This window comes from Neptuniibacter sp. QD48_11 (assembly GCF_047778095.1).
GTDB lineage: Bacteria > Pseudomonadota > Gammaproteobacteria > Pseudomonadales > Balneatricaceae > Neptuniibacter.
Genome location: NZ_CP180551.1, coordinates 164,694 through 184,952, shown reverse-complemented (window position 1 = coordinate 184,952; position 20,259 = coordinate 164,694). Strand labels below are relative to the sequence as shown.

Sequence of the window (20,259 nt, the reverse complement as noted above, 5' to 3'; positions counted from 1 at the left end):
CATGGCAGACCCAGCTACTTCGCAAGATGCAACTCAAAACAGTAATCAATCAGATAAAACCAGCTCAATCAGCGACATACAAAAACGAATATCCAATGAACTTGTCATTGGTCTATGTGGTGCTATTGGTAGCGGAATAAAACCACTCAAAGATCAACTGAGAAAAGAGCTGGAGAATAATAAGTATATCGTCATAGATGTTCGACTTAGTGAGCTAATCAGTGCGAACTATAAGCAGTTCATAACAGACTCTGCTACTGTAGAATCAATAGCTCCTCTCGAGGGCTCGCAACGAATAAAGGATTTACAGAACAAAGGAAACAGTTTTCGCGAACAACATCGAAATGAAGTTCTTGCCGAACTGGCCATTAAGGAGATTTCATCTCGTCGAAATACCAAAATACTCCAGAACCCAGATGAACACTCAGAAAGCGATACTGAAGAGAATAAAACTCTTACCAAAGTTGCCTATCTAGTAGACCAGTTAAAGCATCCCGATGAAGTTAAACTTTTCAAAACGGTTTACCCTAAAAACTTCTATTTAATAAGTCTGATTCGTACAGAAAAGGAAAGAAGGTTAAACCTCGAGGAAGATGGATACTCAACGTCTGACATAGATGAAATAATCAGAAATGATCGTAAGCAAAATGAAAAGTACGGACAACAAGTAGAAAAAACCGTACATCTTGCTGACTATTTTATACGAAACATGCATAGCCATGCTGAAAACCTCAATGCTGAGATACGCCGATTTTTAAAGCTAGTGCATGGAGTCCAAGGACTATCTCCAAGAAGGGAAGAACGTGGGATGTATGCAGCTTACTCCGCATCCCTCCAATCGGCTTGTTTATCTCGACAAGTGGGCGCTGCTATTGCAGATGAGGATGGAATAATTTTTTCTACTGGCAGAAACGATGTTCCTGAATTTGGAGGCGGCTTATATTCTTTCGAATCAGGGACTGCTGATTACCGTTGTGTACACAAAGGCAAGAAGTGCTATAACGATTTCTACAAAGAAAGCCTACGGAAAGAAATTCAGCAAGTTTTAGAACAACAGAAAGTTAAAGATGCATCGAATATTTCTAAAGCGATCCTTGCTGATACAAAAGCTGGAGCATTAATAGAGTATTCTCGAGCGATTCACGCTGAAATGGATGCAATTACAACGTTAGCAAGGAAAGACAACTCATCAACGAAAGGGAAAATTCTGTACTGCACAACCTACCCTTGCCATAATTGCGCTAGACATATTGTTGCTGCAGGTATCCAAAAGGTTGTCTATATCGAACCATATGAAAAGAGTTTAGCCCTCAAACTTCATAATGATTCCATTACAGATTCTGATGAAAAAAACAAAGTAGTCTTTGAGCCATACGAAGGGGTTAGTCCTCAAAGATATATGGCATTTTTCACAATGATTCGCCCTAGAAAAGGTCGTGACGGTAAGGCAATAGACTCCTACATTGAGGAGACACAACATGTGGATCCTCAGTACTTGGATAATTACCATGCATATGAAGATAAAATAATCAAAAACCTAGAGTTCTAATTCAAGGAACTCTAGTCCTCAGTACTGATGAATTAAAGTAATACTCAAACATATATAAAAACCGTGAAGGACGTTCGTCCACCCTCTCAATTCACGGAGATTCCCAATGTTTAAACATACCCAGACAGAGTGCGGCTCAGGTTCGTACTCTGTCACCCCAAGTCTATCGGGTGCTGTAACAGGCGCATTAGCCGGAGCCCGAGTAGGCAGCTTAGTTCCCGGAGTAGGCACTACAACCTGCGCTATTGCAGGAGGCTTCTTAGGCCTGATTCTTGGCCCTGTTTCTGATGATTAAGGGGTGATGCTTATGATGACCCTGAACTCACCAGAGGAGCTGAATCAGCTACCACTCGATGGTGAGATCCTGACGTTAGTGCGGAACGAGATCATAGAACCCTTTGGTTCAATTACTGATGCAACAGACTTCTGGAGAGATGTAGGTACTAACTTACTCCTCCTGGAAAACGATGATGACCTTGATGCCTTAGCTCAATCGGACTCAGGTCTTGCCTTTGCTCTGGAGTATCCCGAATGGTCAATCGACCTACCACAAGGCTATCAACTGAGCCTCTCCATCTACAACGATGAAGGCAGCGGATGCTATCTGATCTGCCCTTCCCATCTGATCAACAAGGACAACTCACAATGACTGACACAACTAAAAACGATAACGCTGTAACCTCCACTGAAGGGGTTACAGCACCTATTGAATACACCCTACTCAAGGAAGCGAAAGCCACTAAACTCTCCCCCAAGAATCGAGGTGAGTTGACCTATCAGATTGCTCAGCACCCAGATAGCAAGAAGCTCTTTATCCGTATCCTCAGTAACGACACAGGCGGCTATTTCAGCAAGGAATGGATTAATGTTGAAGCGATGCAGAAGGTCCTTATCGAACAGGACAAAGACAAACCGTTAAAGAGCGGGATCTTTAAACCTCTCTTCACCGGAGGCTCAAGCAACAATTCAGGATTTTGTGCGGCTGTATGTAGAGCAGAGAAGCTACTCAAGCCGGCTCCTGACAGTGCATTTCTACACATGCTGGATAAGCCTTTCTCCGAGTGGCTGAAAAGTATCGAGAAGCTTAAGCCTATTGGTAAGGCCGAAGACCTGACTAAGCCCAAAGCTGTTGCAGTTGATAAGACAGCATCCACAAGCTCCTCAACAAAACCCGAAGCTAAGCCAACTAAAAGCAAAGGGGTCTTTGATTAAATTTAAAATCTACCCCTTCTCCACTCCCCTTCTACCCCGTTTACACAGAGAGGAAAGACCTATGATCCAGTTTTCTGGAGACTACCCTGTGCCTGTCTCTGACAGCCTGAGACAGCTACTGATAAACCTGATTACCCCTGAACTCGAAAAACTCAATATCATCAATCTACCCGGAGCAGTCACACTTAACTTCCGTGATCCTGATTACACGGCGGAGCGAGGAGGCTATCACCCGGTTGAAATCCGCGTAGAGATCAAAGACAGCGAAGGCCGCATCAGTTACATCACTGACTTCTGTTACGTAGGTCAGGGCTTCTGTACTGAGTTAGCTAAGGCATTGGACTTTGATTTCAGCGGTGGTGAATTCGGTTCGTTAGGGTTTCCCTATGTTCCGATCACTGAAGCTGATGAGATCTACGCCACCTGGGAAGAGAACTTTCTGACCTACTACCGGATGGGTGTTTTCAATGTCACTGTGACATTAGAAGACTGACTCCATCAAATCCACTAACCCCATTAACCCCACCTCAAAATCAATAGAGATATCTTTTCGGTTTTCTTACCTGATGAACCAGAGATAGACCGGAAAGATCAGCAGTTAGTCAGCAATCCAATGAATCAATTCCGTATCAGCAACATAGCTGAGGGATAACTGTGCCTGTCTCCTGATTTTCGAGTGGGGTAACCGGGGATTACTAATCCTTGTGACACCTTGGAGGTATCTATGAGTAACCGCCTCAAACTTACCAACCGCGCAATAGAAAAGCTCCCTCCCCACGATGCGGATTCCAAATCAACAGAGAAAGAATACAGCGATTCAGAAATACCTGGACTCAAGCTGCTAGTCGGAAAAAACGGTTCTAAGAAGTTCCTTCTGCGTTACACCTATCGGGGCCGCAAACGTGCAGTAGCTCTGGGACAATTCGGCCCGTTAGGCATCGCTGAAGCAAGGGAACTCGCTAACCAGCAGAAAGGCCTTGTCGCACAAGGTCTTGATCCGAAGCAGGAGAAACAGAAGCGACAACAAGCTCTGACTCTAAACGAGTTCTTCTACGAACAGTATGCAAAGCTGATCGCTGCCAAGAAACGCAGTGGGCGTAATGACCTAAGCCGATACAAACATCATATCCATAATCCACTGGGTAAATTTCTCATTGATGAGATAACCACTCAGCAACTCCTCTCCCTTCAGAACGACCTAACCAAGAAGCTATCAGATGCTACCAACAACCGAGTGATGGCCTTACTCCGTCATATATTCAATACAGCTGAACGCTGGGGACTGATTGAGCGAAGTCCTGCTAAGGACAACAAAATCAAACTGTTTCGTGAAGATAATCGTCGTACCCGCCTACTTTCCGATGATCAGCTAAGAGCCTTGTTCAACGCCTGTGACAGGGATGAAAACTACTATGCAGGTCAGTACTTCAAATTCCTTTTACTGACCGGAGCAAGGCGATCAGAAGCGGCTAACGCCAGATGGGAACATATCAATCTGGAACTAGATCGACCCACTTGGACAGTGCCAACATCCAAGGCAGGTAATTACCTCTCCTACCTCAACCGGCTGGCAGTAGAACTGCTTAGCAACTTAACGCGCATACCGGGACACCCTTTCGTGTTTCCGGGAGGCTTTCCTAACTTCGAACGACATTGGGGGCCTATTGCAGCCCCCAATAAAGCATTCAAAAGGATCTTGGAAAAGGCAGGGATTGAAGGTGAATATTGCATCCATCAACTTCGCCATCAGCACGCCTCAATTATTGCTAACATTGGAGGGAATACAGCTGAAATAATGATGGCACTTAACCACTCATCCCCAGCAATGGCTGCCCGTTACACTCATCTAAGCCCACAAAGAATCTCCCACACAGGGCACCTAGTTGCTGATAGTGTCGAGAATTCATTGAAGGGAGAACGAGTATTACCAAACAGAACCTTCTCATGAGGGAGGTTCTTTTTTTTGAGTTAGCAATGACAGATTGGATGGGATGAGCGATCGCGGAAGCTCACTGCAGCGAGAGCAAATACAAGACCAGCCAAGATGTTACTGATAACGACTAGAAATTTTGAAATCCGTTATTACTCTACCCCGTTTTCCCCTTCAGATTTTCTAAAGAGATATATTTTTTGCCCGCCTGTTTGATATGAATTATCCCCCCTCTCCGATCACTCGACCGGGGTAACCGGGGTCTGACCTCATTTCCAATCTGAACCTTTAAAAACAAATACTAAAAGCAGAAATACCAGAGCAATTTTCAAGGAATATGAAGAGATAAAGGAATAGTAGACCACTGTCCCATGGCTTAGATGGTGCCTCTTCCTATGCTGAGCTGTAATGGGTTTGCCAAAGGGAATTCCCCTTAAAACTTATGCAAATCGACGCAATTGGAGAAGATTTATGATCATATATCCAGCCCAGTACTTCTATACTCAGCCTAACTCTTTCGGTCCCGCAGAAATAATCTATACGAATAATTTCAGCCCCCTTTATGATCAAGACCAGGAAGGCTTTTTGTTTGATCTTGAGGGCTCTGTTCTACCCATTCGTTTACCTCTAAACGTTATTTTCGGCAAATATGAAGGACAGCGATTTTTCGAGATAACAGAGCACCCCTCTACACCTGCTCTGAGATGTTCTATTCGTTACACTTCAGAAGTGGATACTGCGGATATTGACGATGAAGGCTACCCATCCAACATGCTTGAGTGCTTCTATCAAGCAAAGACTTACTTAGTGAGTCGTTACCCATCCTACTCAGAACAAATTGAAGTCTTTCTAGAAGGACTGTACGTAGCAGGTATGCTGTGTAACAAGGAATACGTCTATATGCATGAGCTAGATGAAAAAGCTCATGAGCTGAATATAAAAACAGCTAAAAAGCGCAAACCATATAACATCACGTATGCTACGGAATCCGCTAAAGCGATTCAGAAGCCATACCAGATCAAGGACATGACTCTCTGCTCCACAGAGAACGGAACTTTCAGCCTAAATGATGATGGAATTAAGAAAAGCTTAATCTCCAATATTTCATGCCGAGCATCCATCGAAAAAAATATTCCCATGTATGGAGAAGACGAATTCATTTGCATCCAAGCAAGTATTCCTCAACATGACGGGAGTATCACAGAAATTGAGTTTAAGACTCTCAATACACTACCCTGTACGTTTCCACTTGCGGCTAAATTGGCCATAGAACAGCTAAAACGCATTTCACCTGATCAAGGTGAGTTATTCACAAAAATGGTAGCTGGATGTATTGGATCTTTGCTTTGTGACATATGGCAATCTGAGAATCTGGAAAAGGGCTCTGAAGCTGCAATTAAGCTTGCGTACCCTTTATTAGGTGGTGAGCCACCCCATCTTTCTTAATGAAATTATTTGGTCTGGCCTCTGAAGTAATGGAGCCAGACCAAGCCCTAATAATAAAAGAGCATAATAATCATGGTAGAAAAGAAGAAAACAGGCGTACAGATCACAGATAATGACCCTGATATCCGTTTGATCAAAAACATAACAGGTGATCAAGATCTCTCCAGTTTCGAAAATCTGATGAGCCTAATTCCTTTGATTGATATCGAAGGCTCCAATTGGAATGCTTTCCATTACCTTCATGACAGAAAAATTTTTCTAGAATACTTTGAACACCTTTGGGCTGACTTTAAAAAGATAATTGGCAAACCGAAACAGAACCTATCCGCTATTGTCGACTGCTACTCAGGCGTTATTGCGACCGAAGAAGGCAGGAAGCTTTTTGGTGAAAAGCTGATTGAAAATATCGCACTATCTCGATCGCCTGATGATTACCCTCAGATTCGGGAATTCGATGAGAAAGAATACCTCGAAGGCTACAAACTTTTCATTTCTCAGCTCAATAAGAACAGTGCTGATTTCGAAAAATTCAACGTCGATGTATTCCTGGCCGAAAGCTCAATTTTTGCAGCTGAATGGTATTACATGGCCAATCAACTAGAGAAGTATCGCACCTTAGCCAAGTTTTCTCATGAGAAGGCGACAACAGAAATACGGTCATACCATCTAGCAGCGTCTTACATTTACCACCTTCTTGAACAGGTCAGAAAGGGCAACTCTCAACAAGTAACTGCGCAAGATATTCATAAAGTGATGCAGGCATACTGGTTGATTAAATTGGCCAGAGATGCGCGCGCTTTTATAAAGGATAAAGAATTCAAACCATCAACAAAAGGTGATCGGCAGCATTTACCTGACACCATTGATGACTTTGTTATCAGGCAACTTATCCCTGAAAATGGAACATCTATAAAAAATGAAAAAAACTTTTATCGAGCTCTAGCAATTAAAGCTTGGGTATACACTCAAACCAAGGATAGCCCAAAGCCTCCAACACACCTTGCCTTAGATCTGAGCGAGCTCGAATACTTTATTAATATTGGAAGAGACAACATCCAAAGGCGTCTAAGAGATATGTTGGAACCGGGTTATCTAACCAAATCAATACCAGATGAATTAAGAGAACATCTAGTACCTGAAACAGCTTAAATACTGGTATCCCAGGAATACATAGCCACTGTCCCACCAGACCTTTTGTAATCAAATTCAATGTGCATAACATGAGGAACCTTCTTCAACATTAGGAGGTTTCTCATGCCAACATTACCTAAAACTAAACGCGCTCAAACTGAACTAACTTGTGAAAAGGTTCGCATCGAATACCGTAGCCCTGACTTCAGAGCACTCTACCTTTTCGTCGGTACTGAAAGTAAAACGTGGTACCTGAAATGCTGGCACAAAAAGAAAGACTACCAGATCAAAATTGCTCCCTTTGATCTACTGAGTTATCAGGATGCTCTGGCCACGGCACAGGCACTATACGTTACCATTGTTAATGGCACCTATGATCCCGATAAACCGATTAACATGCCGACCTTTGCTCAGTTCTTCATGGAGAGCTACCTGCCTAAAGCAAAGGAAAACAAATCCAGTTGGAAGAGTGACCTTTCCAAGTTTAATACCTATCTCGAAAATGAGCTTGGTGAACTGAGAATAGATGAGTTTTCACAGGAACAGATTGAAGACTATCTGGCAGACTTAGAGTTGAAACCGGCCACGATCAATAAACATCTCTCATTACTCAGTAGCGTGTTTAGATTGGCCATCAACATGAAGCTAATCTGCAACAATCCTGCAAAGGGTATCAAGAAGCAGATTGAGAACAATGAACGTGTCTCTTTCTTCACTGATCTACAGAGCAAAGCCTTTGACCAGGCTGCAGCTCAGGACATCAATGAAGATGCCTCTCATCTGCTTCTCTCTCTAAAAAAGACAGGGGCACGCCTGTCAGAGCTACAGGGCCTTATATTTGATCGTATCGACTGGGATCAGAAAGTTATCAGGATACTCAAATCAAAATCGGGTCATGCTCGCCAGATCTTTCTCTCGGATGAAGTTATAGAAATTCTAAGGTGGCAGGAACAGAAATACTCTGGCTCAGGTTACGTGTTCCGCCAGAAGAATAGAAAGAGTGCTATAGGTCACCCTAGAACCACGCTGAAACGTATTCTTAAAACAATAGGGATGGGTGATTCTGATTTCCGAACACATGACTTACGCCATGATTTTTGCACCCGAGTTCTACGGAAAGGTAAAGGTAAGGTGACTCTGTACCACGTGGGTCAATTAGCTGGTCACCGCTCTCTTAACTCGACAAAACGATACGCTCATATTGCAGATGATGAACTGCAATCACTCGCCAATTTAGTCTGATAATTATCCATAAATCCGAAAGCCTCTAACGGGGCTTTCAGCTATCTATAGTTTCCCTAAACATCCCCTTCATACACGTAAAAATCTAGCAAACAAGGGCATCTGAGGAATATCAGGCCACTGTCCCATCGATTGTCTCGAGCTTAATTTCCATCGCTGGCCTACTGGTCTCAGAGCGAATCAACGCGGTGTTGAAGCGCTGAATTTTAACCTTAATAAGGCCAGCAAATTCATGCCAGAACGATTGGAGAAAACATCATGATTTATGGGAGCAATGTACCAATGGCGGAAGATTACAGCGACCTTAGAGCTTTGGACTCAGAGAGCCAAGCAACATGTCGTGAATTGATCTACATGAAAGATCAATTTATTGCCCTGACAGATAGTGGGGTATATGCAGTACAGGACAACACCTTAACGAACCAGGTCTTAGATGTGTGTTTCGGTGCTGGTGATGTTTTCGGTAGCTGGTCATTAGAGATCGGATTTCATATCAACTCCGATCGTGAGTATTGGAAAGAATATAACTCTCTGGAAGCTGAACCAGAGTTCCTACTACCAATAACTTTCTACGATGCCTTAGCTGATCTGGAAGCTACATACCCAGAACAGAAAGAAACTGTACTGCAGGTGCTAATCGCCCTGTATGGCGCTCGCACCTTCTACGCAAACTGGGACAAGGAAGATTGCTGGGCACGTGCTATGACCTTCTACACCTTAGATCAAGCAGAGGTAGCAGCATGAAACGTTTGATGGACAGTAAGTGGCTAGCAGATCGCCTAGGGGTAAGTCTTTCTAGTATCCAGAAATTGCGTGCTTATACGCCAGAGAAACTTCCTAAAGCAGTACGTGTAGGCCGTGCTGTTCGCTACGACCCAGAGACCGTTGAGCAATGGATCATCAATAACATGAAGGAAGGTGTGTAAGATGGCTGCAGTTAATCGAATTGAGGCAGTACAGAACAAACTGCCTCAGGGCTATATCGCCGATCAGGAAGGTATCCACTATGTTCGTGATAACGGGGGGTTGAACTGTGGTTCTACCCTTCAGCTCTCTCATCAGCTGTTTTGGGTTGAAGGTAGGCTCGTGGACGTGGCTAACGGTGGTATGTGGTCGTTATCGCTCAATTTCATTGATGGGCTGGGTGAACAACGTGAAGCCACTATTTCATACGCTTCGCTCTACTCAGATGTGAATGCTGTTTTTGCGGACCTTGCCAATAAGGGCCTATGTTTCTGCACAGGAAAAGCAAGTCGAGACCAAGTTATCAATCTACTGATGACTCAGATGGATGAAACACCTATTCCAGTGCTGAGTAGCTATGGTTTTGATAAGGAAACCGGTTGTTATGCACTACCTAACAACCTAATCACACCTCCTTGGCATGAAGGGCCAACACCGCGACTTAATGCAGACCTATCTAAACATGGTGATGTCATTTTTAGTCAGGGTAACCTTGCTCCTTGGAATAACTTGATGGCTAAGATGAATACGCCACTGAATATCTTTACGCTGTGCACAGGGTTAAGTAATACCTTCTATAACGTACTCGACGTGGAGCCTTTTGGGATACATCTGTACGGAGCATCATCTTCGGGTAAGACAATGGCACTCCGCGCAGCTGCTAGCCTCTGGGGTAGCAGTGCTGCTTATGGAAAAACATTTGTGAGTAAATGGGGCTCTACTGTTAATGCCTTAGAACTACTCTGTGCTGCACGTACGGGTTTAACACTTCCGCTTGATGAGATACGCCAATTTAAAGGTAACTTTGAAGCAGTGGCTTACCTTATTCTGGATGGTGTGGGTAAAAACCGCATGAAGGGCAATCTACAACAGGCTGAGCAATGGAAGTGGCGAGTAATATTGATCAGTACCGGAGAACTATCTACGGCAGATATTACACGTAAAACAGGTGGAGACATCTTCACAGGTGCTCAGATTCGCTTGTTAGATCTACCTATAGAAGGCTTTGCATCACGAGCAGAAAAAAGTCTGACGGCTGAACAAGCCGATATATTCCGCACTCAGCTGGGGGATAACTTTGGCCTAGCAGGACCTGAATTTGTACGCCGTCTGTTAAATGAGTTTGAATCATGGAATGAGTTTCAATCCGAAATGATGGGCTGGCACGAAGATGCCAAAGAAGAATTAATTGAGCGTTTTTCAGATAATCCAGCTGTGCAACGGGTACTGCCTCGCTTTGCACTAATCCTAATGACAGGACTTCTGGCCGTAGAAGCGGGTATTTTTCCATATACACCAGATGAAGTAACGGAAGCAGTGAACATCGCAATTGAAGCTTGGCAGGAGGCCTTTGAAGCACCATCTGATGTTGAACGTGCAGTAATGGAACTGCGTACTGAGCTAATTACCAATGCCCATCGTATCATCCATGTTGAACAAAATGAGGATAACAATCTGAGGCCCATAGCCTACCGTGATGAGCAATACATTTACATGACAGATGAACACATCCGGGCCATCAGTAGCCACGTATCAGTCACTCAGATTGCCAAGGCGCTCAATGAGAAGAAAGCTCTGCACACGAACGAACAGAGCCGTTTGAAAGTGAAGAAGGAGATTCCAGGCCTTTCAGCACTCAGGGTATACGCCCTTAAGCTTGGCTTTCTGGGCAGTGATATCGGTGATGATATAGAAGAGATCATTACTGACTCCCTTGATCAGCCGAGTGATGAGGAGCTTGAAGTGATGTTCGATGAAAATAACCCAGAACACCTACAAGCGATCTAAACCGTAAACATAATAGAGAGCCTCGGCAGGCTCTCTATTAATTATATGCATTCATATTCATAGTAGGAAGTCCGGTTCCACTCTGTTGTCACTCTCATCACTGTACACAATCCAACTGGCAAAACCTATTACTATAGCCCTCCCCTATCCAACCACATCTGATAAATCTTTGGGGTCCATTTACTCTGGAAAAAGGCAATAGCAGCGTCCTGCTCTTTGTCGCTGAGTACATCACCAAACCCAGGCATTGTTCCACCAAATTTAGCTCCACCTTCTTGCACAGTAGTTTTCAGACCTTTCAGCGGGTGGTGCCATGCATGAGCAGAACCATTCAGGGGAGGTGGTGGGTATTTCCCATTAGGCAGAGGCTTTCTCCATTCTTTAGTTCCCTGTGCTCCTGCACCATGACAGGTTGCACAATTATTCTGAAATACAGTCGCACCAAGATCTACTTGAGATTGGGTATACCAGCGGCCTTCAACCTTAGGCTCAGATTCAAAACAGCCTGAAAGCCCGATTACCAGAGCCAGAACAATTCCTGTTCTTATAATCATCTATCTAATTCTGCCTTCATCTTCAAATACTCTTCTTCAGAAATTTCACCTTTGGCATAACGCTCATCAAGAATATCAATGGCTGTTGATGAAGCCTCACCCCTTCCGGACAAGGCTTTTACGATTAACACAATAACTACAGCGATAATTAATAACCAAATTATCATCCCGAACCCATGCCATCCTGATGAAAACATTCCATCTGCATGCCACATGATTAGCCTCCCACTTAATAGTTAGCGTATTCTGAGAACACTCCTACCTCGCCCTTAGAATCGACGGAGTAAACTTTGAAAGCATGTTTTGGTGCTCCCGGCATATCCATGCCTGGGCTACCTGAAACCATCCCAGGGACCGTTAGAAGCTTTATATCTTCATTTGATAATGCTTTTTTAATAGCCTGTGCAGGCACATGCCCTTCAATCACCTTACCGTTGATTTTAGCTGTATGGCATGAATACCCCTGTTTGGGTACTCCCAACTGCTCTTTCAAAGGAGTCACATCAGCAGCCACATGGTCTCTAACTACAAAGTTATGTTCCTTCAAGTGAGTTATCCAGGTTTTACAACAACCACAACTTTCACTGCGATATACATCAATTTCGTGTTGAGTATTGATTCGCCCTTCCAACCAATACGGATCCCCTGAATATGCCGGTAAAGCGACTGTCACTAAACATAGAGCAACAACTCTTTTTATTTTCACAATTGCATCAACCATTACTGTAAAACCTCTCCACGTCCTTCATGACATAACTCTTCTAAAATCGGGCAATCATGGTCCGCATTACCTGGACATGATTTTGACATTTTCATTAAAGCTGACTTGATATCTTCTAGATGTTTAATCTGGCTCTTAACACGATCCAAATTCTGCTGCACTTTCTCTTTTACAGCGGCAGAAGAACGGTCAGGGTCATGCTGAAGATCAAGAAGCTGCTTGCACTCATCAAGCGAGAATCCAAGCCCTCTGGCCCGCTTTATAAATCCCAGTGTTTCTAACTGGTCCTCTGTGTAAAAGCGATAACCGTTATCGGACCGGCGAGCCTTAGGGATGATCCCCTTTTCTTCGTAAAAACGGATTGTCTTACTGGTCAGGCCAGTAAACTTTGCTGCTTGTGAGATATTCATTCTGATATTCCCTGCATAAGTTAAATGCACCCACGCCTAGAGCTGATGGGTATTACTTTGGATAAGCAGGAAGCATTACGCTCCTGATGATTAGCTCATCAGGACTTGAGGGGGTCTATCTTTCTGGGTGAGATACAGCGACATCAAAGTCGCCTTATAAATAGGCTTGGTAAAGGGTGGATAAGCTATGTCCAATGATGTAACACTGGAAATGGCAGAACAAAGATGTCCTCCACATGAACTCTGTAACTCGCACCCTGGCTGATCAGCACAATCAACGGCTGAATGCATATCACCTCCCATCTCTACCATAGAGTGCATATCAGAAGACATATGCTCCATTGGCAAAGCTGCAGCCACACTCATCTGAGTTGTTCCAAACAACGTCATTAAAAGTGCAAAGATGGTGAAAAACCGTTTCATGTTCATGCCTTTTAATATAGCTCCACACTACCCACTGTGACAATAGAGTCTAAAAATAGTTTTCTATTTTTTTACGCTTTTCTTGACCTTACTCTAACTGGAAGGCTTAAGCTGAATTAAATCGTAAGGGAAATACAACTATGTCCGAAGCTACAGAAGAGACTCGAAACGTTAAATTCTCTCGTATAGGAGACAGAGAGAAACTGACAGAAGAGTTATCCAACCTTGATGGAGTACTCGGGTTGCTGATGGCTGAAGATTGGTTAGAGGTTTCATACGATGCAGCACAAATTCAGTGGAAAGTGATAGAACAGGTAATAACTAACAACCAGTTTGAATTGAGATCCGGCCTACTGAGCAAATGGAAACGTAGTTGGTACCAATATTCTGATGTAAATATCAGGGACAGTTTCAACCACAACCCCCATTGCTGTAACAAACCACCGAAATAACACTGAAACGGAAGTAACGGCGAGAAAGATGAAATATCTCATTCCTAAAAACTGGCATTATATTTTGATAGCTGCTCTAGTTTCCTGGAATAGTCTATCTTTCGCTAATAATCATCCAGATACGGCACCCTCTCACCATGCCACAGCTGCTGAGTGCCTCAGGATATCTGAAAGCAATCTACCCAATTTCGATTTTGGCCACTGTTCGCCTTCAATTTCAGCAATCTTTCTACCACAGAGTGTTTCAGCGGAATTTATCGCTGCTTCACCCCACGATGATATTGATGACCTCTATCAGTTCCATCTATATCTACGTGAAAAGAAACCCCCTCGCTTTCCCTTCACTCCAAATCAACAAGTTAACTCAGCATAAGCTGAAATGGAGTACTGAACTGGTCGGGTTTTACCCTCCGCTACTGTCACAATTTTTATAGGCGGCCGACCAGTTCCTTTTTAAGTAGAGGTTCACATGAAAAAGTTAATTACCACAACACTACTATCAATAGTTTTTATTACCCCGGAAGTTATCGCAGGGGTAAAAGAGCACAATGCCCATGGAATGCAACACCACAACGAGATGATGAATAAGCATCACACGAGTATTGGGCAACCTGGCAAATACTCTGAAATCACCAAAACCCTATCGATTAACGCCAGCGACCAAATGAATTTCAGCCTGAGTAGCATCGAGCTTAAGGCAGGGCAAACCATTGAGTTTGTCGTAACAAATACCGGGCAACTTCCCCATGAATTTGTTCTTGGCACACGTGAACAGATCGAGATGCATCGCCAAGAGATGAGGGATATGCCAGATATGAAGCATTCCGACAACAACACACTATCTTTAAAACCAGGCGAGACAAAAACTCTGATATGGAAATTTACTTCCGTTGGTGACTTCTTAGCCGCATGCACCTTACCCGGGCATTACGATGCAGGAATGCTTACAAAAATAAACGTCGGTAAGAGTCAATAAGGGGAACCCTATGAAAAAACAATCACTACCAAAACATATAAACTCCAGCAGACGCCGCTTTGTTACCGGCTTAGCAATGGGTGGAGTTTTGGCGGGGTTCGGCTTTAAATCCCAATCTTTATTTGCCGCTGCATCACAAACCGGCACTCCTGAACTGAGGGGCAATAACTTTGACCTCACAATAGGTAAGCAAGCGGTTAATTTCACAGGTGCTCCTCGTTTTGCTACAACTGTTAACGGCTCCTTACCCGCCCCTGTTCTGCGCTTCAAAGAGGGTGAAACTGTAACGCTACGTGTTACCAATACTTTAGCTGAAGACAGTTCTATCCATTGGCATGGATTGATTCTCCCTCCGGAAATGGATGGTGTACCCGGCCTATCCTTTGCTGGAATCAAACCCGGCGAATCCTATAACTACCAGTTTAAAGTCACACAGTCTGGCACCTACTGGTATCACAGCCATTCAGGGTTTCAGGAACAAACGGGGCTTTACGGAGCCATCGTAATTGAACCCAAAGAACCACCACCGTATACCTATGATCGTGATTATGTCGTTATGCTATCGGATTGGACTGATGAAGATCCAAATGACGTCTATGCCAAGCTCAAGAAGATGAGTCACTATTACAACTTCAACGAGCGAACACTCAATGATACTTGGCGCGATATTAAGGAAAAAGGTGTTGAAGCGACATTTCAGGAGCGTGAGATGTGGAATGTCATGCGCATGAGCCAAACAGATATCTCGGATGTGACCGGCTATACCTATAGCTTTCTGATGAACGGTATTACACCTGCAGAGGGTTGGAAGGGATTATTTAAAAAAGGTGAAAAAGTATTACTGCGCTTCATTAACAGTGCAGCAATGACATTCTTTGACGTTCGCATCCCCGGTCTGAAGATGACAGTTGTTGCAGCGGATGGTCAATATGTTCAACCCGTTTCTGTTGACGAATTCAGAATTGGTGTCGCGGAAACCTATGATGTGATTGTAGAACCTGAGCATGACATGGCTTACACGGTATTTGCACAAGCCATTGATCGATCAGGCTATGCCAGAGGCACGCTCACCCCGGATTACGCTTTAACGGGTGAAGTTCCTGCTCTTGACCCGGTACCACTATTAACCCACACCGATATGGGTATGGGCATGGACCACAGCATGCACAACATGGGTAACTCTTCCCAGATGGACCACTCCCAACACAACATGAATAGCTCAGGGCAAATGGATCACTCGCAGCACAATATGCATAACTCTGGAAAAATGGATCATTCGCAGCACAATATGCATAGTTCCGGAAAAATGGACCACTCCCAGCACAACATGAATAGCTCGGGGCAAATGGATCACTCGCAGCATAACATGGCAAATTCTGGGAACATGGACCACTCCATACATTCCAATAGTAGCCAGGGAATTAAGCATGCAGACACCGAGTATGGTCCTCATGTGGATATGCGGGCCGATAATCCGCAATACCGATTAGATGACCCTGGGGTAGGTTTAAGAAACAACGGACGACGCGTTTTGACTTACGCAGACCTGAAAAACCTCAACCCAACACCTGATCCGCGTGACCCAACTCGTGAAATTGATCTGCACCTTACAGGCAACATGAGTCGTTATATGTGGTCAATCAATGGAGTTAAGTATAGTGATGCAGATCCAATTCAGCTGAAATACGGAGAACGAGTACGCATCAATTTTGTTAACGACACCATGATGAACCATCCTATGCACCTACATGGCATGTGGAGTGACCTCGAAACAGGTGATGACCGGTACATCCCTCGTAAACACACTGTAGTAGTACAACCAGGAGCTAAAATCAGTTACCGAGTAACTGCAGATGCTAAAGGTAAATGGGCATACCACTGCCACTTGATCTATCACATGCTTGGCATGTTCCGCGAAGTACACGTTAGTTAAGAGGGAGAGTGAGATGAATAATACTATTAAGAAAACACTAGTTTTAGCCATGTTTGCCCTTCCGTTCCAGGCAGAGGCCGGAGGCAAAGATGACCCACTTTTAACCATGATCACTATTGATCAGTTAGAAAAAAGGGATGCCAACTCCAGCAAGCCATTTGCTTGGGAAGTACAGGGCTGGGCCGGGTACGATCTTGATAAATTTGTTTTTAAAACCGAAGGTGAGCGAGCAGACGGGGAAACAGAAAAAGCCGAGTTACAATTGCTGTATAGCAAAGCTATAGATCCCTATTGGGACATTCAATTTGGCATAAGGCATGATTTCTACCCCAAGCCGACCCAGGACTGGGCCGTCATTGCCCTGCAAGGTGTAGCTCCCTACTATTTTGAAACTGATGCAAGCCTGTTTATAGGTGAAGATGGACAAACTGCACTGCGATTAGAATCTGAGTATGAAATGATGCTCACTCAGCAATGGGTTCTCTCGCCTGAGATTGAAGTAAATTTTCATGGTAAAAATGATGAAGTACGAGAAGTTGGTTCCGGCCTATCAAACATTGAAGCTGGCCTTCGCCTTCGCTACGAAGTAAGACGGGAAATAGCTCCCTATATTGGCATACATTGGGAGAAAAAATTTGGTGATACTGCCGATTTTGCCCGAGAGGAAGGCGAAGATACAAATGACACTCAATTTGTCATGGGAATTCGAATATGGTTTTAACCTTTAAGGTTCACTTGCCTTAAAGCTCAGTAATAGATTCTGCTGTACCACAACGCCTGATGCCTTTCATCAGGCGTTTCCTTTTAAGGGTGCGTAAAGCCGGTATGAGTCAAGAAATCTCTCAATTTACCCTAGAAGGCGTATTCATCGAATAGGGGTCATACCGTCAATATCCCCTGCAAAGGGGAAATCACCCCTCTTTACAGCGAGGGAAGCTATATCAACTATCTATATCAATCCCTACCTGAGCAATACTAACCTTATTGTTCAGCTACTATTTTTAAGATGACTAATGTCACTTTTGCATACACCTATCAGTGGCTCGATAAAAAACAAATCACAGAGTTTTATTATTCATACCTAAGTCATTATTCAACTTCACCAATGCACTCATTCCAGATATTAAAAGCGAAGTAACAAAGCTTTTACCCCCCACAAAAAAGATAAATATTTTTTAATTAAATGCCTTGACCTTCCAGCAACTGTAACTCCTAACATGAATGTAAATAAACGAGATAACACGGGAAGGAAATCATTATGAAACATTTACTATCAATCGCTTTAGTAGTCGGCACTATGAGTTTAAGCGCCGGTGTTATGGCTGACGAAAAACATTACATGCAACATCCAGGAGATGGTCACCAAGGACATATGATGAAAGGGCCTGATCATCCAGAAGGAAAAATGGAAGATCATGAGTTGCACGAAGAGTATAAGAAAGTGGAACCAAATACATCCAACACCCATTACATGCAACACGGTGGTGATGGCCATCAAGGTCATATGATGGAAGGGAAAGAACATGTTGCAGGAGCAAAAACAGAGCATCACCCTGACTGGAATAAACATGAGCATAAATCCCCAAAAGGCAAACATTACATGCAAAAACCTGGAGACGGTCCTCAGGGGAATATGATGAAAGGCGATAAGCACCCGAAATAAGCTAAACCTTCCCTCAAGTAGAGCTCATCTGCTTGAGGGATGATTCTCCTTAGCAAATACTCCCCCTACGACTATTCTCCCTGCAACTTACAAATTACATTTGGTTAGTACTAACATCTGGAGAATATCCACACCTTGTCTGCAACGCCTTGATAAAATAAAAAGCCCTCATTGCTGAGGGCCTAAAATTATTTATTCATCAAATAATAAGCTATTGCTTCACGATCTGCTTTCCGCATAAACGAGGTACCATCTCTAACAACCTCTCCCATACTCCCCCCGAAAGCATCACCATCATGTTTCAAGCCCGATTTCAGAGCATAAGCCAAATCTAGCTCAGTCCAGCCTTTCCCAAGCAATGCCTGTTTAGTGATAGCAGGAACTCGGCCTTCACCTTCTAACATCGATTCTGAGCCAGTGAATGGATTATCTTGATCTAATGCGCCCAATAAATTGCGCTCACTATGACAAGCGGCGCAATGGGTAGCAGCCTCAACCAGATAAGCTCCTCTGGTGAATTTTTCACCCCTAGAAGTATCGGGCTGAAACCTCTCCTCATTGAAAAACAATGCCTGCCATAAAGTTAACCCTGCTCTCTGATTGAAAGGGAACCCTAACTCATGATCTTTTGCTGACACCCCAATAGCTGGAACAGTCTTAAATGCCGCCCAAAGATCAGCAATATCCTGATCACTAAGTTTTGTGTAAAACGTATAGGGAAACGCTGGGTAGTAACTATCACCCTGAGGACTTTTACCGGAACGTAAAGCCAATGAGAAATCATCGATATTCCAGCCGCCGATACCATGTACTTTATCAGTTGTAAGGTTAGGAGCATAAAAAGTCCCGAAAGGCGTTTTCAATGGCGGCCCTCCGGCTAATGCAGCACCACCATTGACCACATCCGTGTGACAAGCAATACAGCCAGAGGCTCTGGCTAGGTACGCTCCACGACCGACATCACCTTCTAAGCCTTTGAGCGAAGATGCAATAGTGGCTTCGCTAGTCAGGCTTTTCCACCCAATGGCAAAGGCCACACTACTTCCCAAAAGGATAATTAACGTACGCTTCATTACTCTTTCTCTTTTCTAAATCGAGTATGGCAGGAAGAACAGTTATCGGACACCATATTGAAAACCATCTCAACGGGCATTTTCCCATACTCCTCTGCGGTATGAACCATATGCCCGCCCATCATAGATGATCCTCCCATCATGTGGTCATTGCCCATCATGTGGCCATTACCCATCATCCCGGAATCACCCATCATTCCTTTATCTTCATTAGGTGCTTCCGTATTCCCCGCTGCCTTTATTAAGCCTTCACCTAAAACCCCTAAGTGATCTGCTAGCTTAGTAAAGCGATCCCATTCATCCCAGATATTTGGCTTAGCTTCCGTAGGATGCTGCATACTCCCCTCAGGAAATAACTTCGTCAAAGCATTACCCGAATGCCCCTTAATAATCTCAGCCGCTTCTCTAACTTTATCGACATCATAAGGAGCTTTTCCTTTGAACATATCAGAGACTTCTTTCATGGAATCTTTCATATCTCCCATCGCATCCATACGTTCTTTTACGATACCTGTCGCTCCACCGTGCGCCATAACCACAGAAGATGAAACGGTCAGACTTAACGCAATTAAATACTTAGCTGATTTTTTAAACATTTTGTTTTCTCTATAAAAAATTAAAATTCGATACCCATTTCATATCAAATGCGACGATTTAGGAGGGGGTGGATCTTCTGTCATTATGATTGAATGATCGCTCATTGATACCCATTCATAAGCGATTTGAATGTAGTTACTTCGAGTGAAAGAAAAAATCCTTATGATGGCCAAAACATGCCCTGAGTGGCAATCAA

The 20,259-nt window shown here is 43.8% G+C and carries 25 protein-coding genes; 18 read left to right on the top strand and 7 right to left on the bottom strand.

Annotation, left to right across the window (positions count from 1 at the left end):
• Window position 1: 1 nt before the first annotated feature.
• The 12 genes from ACMXYU_RS00835 to ACMXYU_RS00780 all read left to right on the top strand — a co-directional run bounded on the left by ACMXYU_RS00835 (window position 2) and on the right by ACMXYU_RS00780 (window position 11,261).
• Window positions 2-1,549 carry an anti-phage dCTP deaminase gene (locus tag ACMXYU_RS00835; protein WP_415899776.1) on the top strand — a complete coding sequence of 516 codons (1,548 nt, stop codon included), beginning with the start codon at window positions 2-4 and terminating at the stop codon, window positions 1,547-1,549.
• 106 nt (window positions 1,550-1,655) lie between these two features.
• Window positions 1,656-1,844: a hypothetical protein gene (locus ACMXYU_RS00830; protein ID WP_415899775.1), complete on the top strand. Its 189-nt coding sequence runs from the start codon at window positions 1,656-1,658 to the stop codon at window positions 1,842-1,844.
• Between the two features lie 12 nt (window positions 1,845-1,856).
• Window positions 1,857-2,198, top strand: coding sequence for a hypothetical protein (locus ACMXYU_RS00825; RefSeq protein WP_415899773.1), 342 nt, complete (start codon window positions 1,857-1,859; stop codon window positions 2,196-2,198).
• Window positions 2,195-2,761: a hypothetical protein gene (locus ACMXYU_RS00820; protein ID WP_415899771.1), complete on the top strand. Its 567-nt coding sequence runs from the start codon at window positions 2,195-2,197 to the stop codon at window positions 2,759-2,761. The genes ACMXYU_RS00825 and ACMXYU_RS00820 overlap by 4 nt, the downstream gene beginning before the upstream one ends.
• Before the next feature lie 61 nt (window positions 2,762-2,822).
• The gene (locus tag ACMXYU_RS00815; RefSeq protein WP_415899770.1) at window positions 2,823-3,254 is read left to right on the top strand and encodes a DUF2787 family protein; all 432 of its coding nucleotides are present in this window, start codon (window positions 2,823-2,825) and stop codon (window positions 3,252-3,254) included.
• 231 nt (window positions 3,255-3,485) lie between these two features.
• Complete coding sequence (locus tag ACMXYU_RS00810) at window positions 3,486-4,709, top strand: tyrosine-type recombinase/integrase (RefSeq protein WP_415899768.1); 1,224 nt, start codon at window positions 3,486-3,488, stop codon at window positions 4,707-4,709.
• A 453-nt stretch (window positions 4,710-5,162) separates the two neighbouring features.
• A complete protein-coding gene (locus ACMXYU_RS00805; RefSeq protein WP_415899766.1) occupies window positions 5,163-6,137 on the top strand; it encodes a hypothetical protein in 975 nt (324 codons plus the stop codon).
• A gap of 72 nt (window positions 6,138-6,209) precedes the next feature.
• Window positions 6,210-7,286: a hypothetical protein gene (locus ACMXYU_RS00800; protein WP_415899765.1), complete on the top strand. Its 1,077-nt coding sequence runs from the start codon at window positions 6,210-6,212 to the stop codon at window positions 7,284-7,286.
• A 105-nt stretch (window positions 7,287-7,391) separates the two neighbouring features.
• Complete coding sequence (locus tag ACMXYU_RS00795; RefSeq protein WP_415899763.1) at window positions 7,392-8,510, top strand: tyrosine-type recombinase/integrase; 1,119 nt, start codon at window positions 7,392-7,394, stop codon at window positions 8,508-8,510.
• A gap of 258 nt (window positions 8,511-8,768) precedes the next feature.
• Window positions 8,769-9,254, top strand: a complete 486-nt coding sequence (locus ACMXYU_RS00790) for a hypothetical protein (protein WP_415899762.1) — start codon at window positions 8,769-8,771, stop codon at window positions 9,252-9,254.
• Window positions 9,251-9,436 (top strand): helix-turn-helix transcriptional regulator, encoded by a 186-nt coding sequence (locus ACMXYU_RS00785; RefSeq protein WP_415899760.1) that lies wholly within the window; start codon window positions 9,251-9,253, stop codon window positions 9,434-9,436. The genes ACMXYU_RS00790 and ACMXYU_RS00785 overlap by 4 nt, the downstream gene beginning before the upstream one ends.
• Before the next feature lies 1 nt (window position 9,437).
• The gene (locus tag ACMXYU_RS00780) at window positions 9,438-11,261 is read left to right on the top strand and encodes a DUF927 domain-containing protein (RefSeq protein ID WP_415899759.1); all 1,824 of its coding nucleotides are present in this window, start codon (window positions 9,438-9,440) and stop codon (window positions 11,259-11,261) included.
• Between the two features lie 131 nt (window positions 11,262-11,392).
• Here ACMXYU_RS00780 and ACMXYU_RS00775 read toward each other — a convergent pair whose 3' ends face one another.
• From ACMXYU_RS00775 to ACMXYU_RS00755, 5 genes are all read right to left on the bottom strand, one after another.
• The gene (locus ACMXYU_RS00775; protein WP_415899758.1) at window positions 11,393-11,815 is read right to left on the bottom strand and encodes a c-type cytochrome; all 423 of its coding nucleotides are present in this window, start codon (window positions 11,813-11,815) and stop codon (window positions 11,393-11,395) included.
• On the bottom strand, window positions 11,812-12,030 hold the full coding sequence (locus ACMXYU_RS00770) for an SHOCT domain-containing protein (RefSeq protein WP_415899757.1): 219 nt from the start codon (window positions 12,028-12,030) through the stop codon (window positions 11,812-11,814). The genes ACMXYU_RS00775 and ACMXYU_RS00770 overlap by 4 nt, the downstream gene beginning before the upstream one ends.
• Before the next feature lie 14 nt (window positions 12,031-12,044).
• Window positions 12,045-12,536, bottom strand: coding sequence for a DUF411 domain-containing protein (locus ACMXYU_RS00765; protein ID WP_415899756.1), 492 nt, complete (start codon window positions 12,534-12,536; stop codon window positions 12,045-12,047).
• The gene (cueR, locus tag ACMXYU_RS00760; RefSeq protein WP_415899754.1) at window positions 12,536-12,946 is read right to left on the bottom strand and encodes a Cu(I)-responsive transcriptional regulator; all 411 of its coding nucleotides are present in this window, start codon (window positions 12,944-12,946) and stop codon (window positions 12,536-12,538) included. The genes ACMXYU_RS00765 and cueR overlap by 1 nt, the downstream gene beginning before the upstream one ends.
• A gap of 90 nt (window positions 12,947-13,036) precedes the next feature.
• Window positions 13,037-13,369, bottom strand: coding sequence for a hypothetical protein (locus ACMXYU_RS00755; RefSeq protein ID WP_299179326.1), 333 nt, complete (start codon window positions 13,367-13,369; stop codon window positions 13,037-13,039).
• A gap of 140 nt (window positions 13,370-13,509) precedes the next feature.
• On the opposite strand from ACMXYU_RS00755, the gene ACMXYU_RS00750 reads away from it, so the two are divergent.
• The 6 genes from ACMXYU_RS00750 to ACMXYU_RS00725 all read left to right on the top strand — a co-directional run bounded on the left by ACMXYU_RS00750 (window position 13,510) and on the right by ACMXYU_RS00725 (window position 18,393).
• A complete protein-coding gene (locus tag ACMXYU_RS00750; protein ID WP_415899752.1) occupies window positions 13,510-13,821 on the top strand; it encodes a hypothetical protein in 312 nt (103 codons plus the stop codon).
• A 28-nt stretch (window positions 13,822-13,849) separates the two neighbouring features.
• On the top strand, window positions 13,850-14,194 hold the full coding sequence (locus tag ACMXYU_RS00745; RefSeq protein ID WP_415899750.1) for a hypothetical protein: 345 nt from the start codon (window positions 13,850-13,852) through the stop codon (window positions 14,192-14,194).
• Between the two features lie 96 nt (window positions 14,195-14,290).
• Window positions 14,291-14,797: a plastocyanin/azurin family copper-binding protein gene (locus ACMXYU_RS00740; RefSeq protein ID WP_415899748.1), complete on the top strand. Its 507-nt coding sequence runs from the start codon at window positions 14,291-14,293 to the stop codon at window positions 14,795-14,797.
• 10 nt (window positions 14,798-14,807) lie between these two features.
• On the top strand, window positions 14,808-16,730 hold the full coding sequence (locus tag ACMXYU_RS00735) for a copper resistance system multicopper oxidase (protein ID WP_415899746.1): 1,923 nt from the start codon (window positions 14,808-14,810) through the stop codon (window positions 16,728-16,730).
• 13 nt (window positions 16,731-16,743) lie between these two features.
• Complete coding sequence (locus tag ACMXYU_RS00730; RefSeq protein ID WP_415899744.1) at window positions 16,744-17,451, top strand: copper resistance protein B; 708 nt, start codon at window positions 16,744-16,746, stop codon at window positions 17,449-17,451.
• 537 nt (window positions 17,452-17,988) lie between these two features.
• Window positions 17,989-18,393, top strand: coding sequence for a hypothetical protein (locus tag ACMXYU_RS00725; RefSeq protein WP_415899743.1), 405 nt, complete (start codon window positions 17,989-17,991; stop codon window positions 18,391-18,393).
• Between the two features lie 188 nt (window positions 18,394-18,581).
• Here ACMXYU_RS00725 and ACMXYU_RS00720 read toward each other — a convergent pair whose 3' ends face one another.
• Both ACMXYU_RS00720 and ACMXYU_RS00715 read right to left on the bottom strand, forming a co-directional pair.
• On the bottom strand, window positions 18,582-19,466 hold the full coding sequence (locus ACMXYU_RS00720; RefSeq protein WP_415899741.1) for a cytochrome C: 885 nt from the start codon (window positions 19,464-19,466) through the stop codon (window positions 18,582-18,584).
• Complete coding sequence (locus ACMXYU_RS00715) at window positions 19,466-20,062, bottom strand: c-type cytochrome (RefSeq protein ID WP_415899740.1); 597 nt, start codon at window positions 20,060-20,062, stop codon at window positions 19,466-19,468. The genes ACMXYU_RS00720 and ACMXYU_RS00715 overlap by 1 nt, the downstream gene beginning before the upstream one ends.
• Window positions 20,063-20,259: the final 197 nt, after the last annotated feature.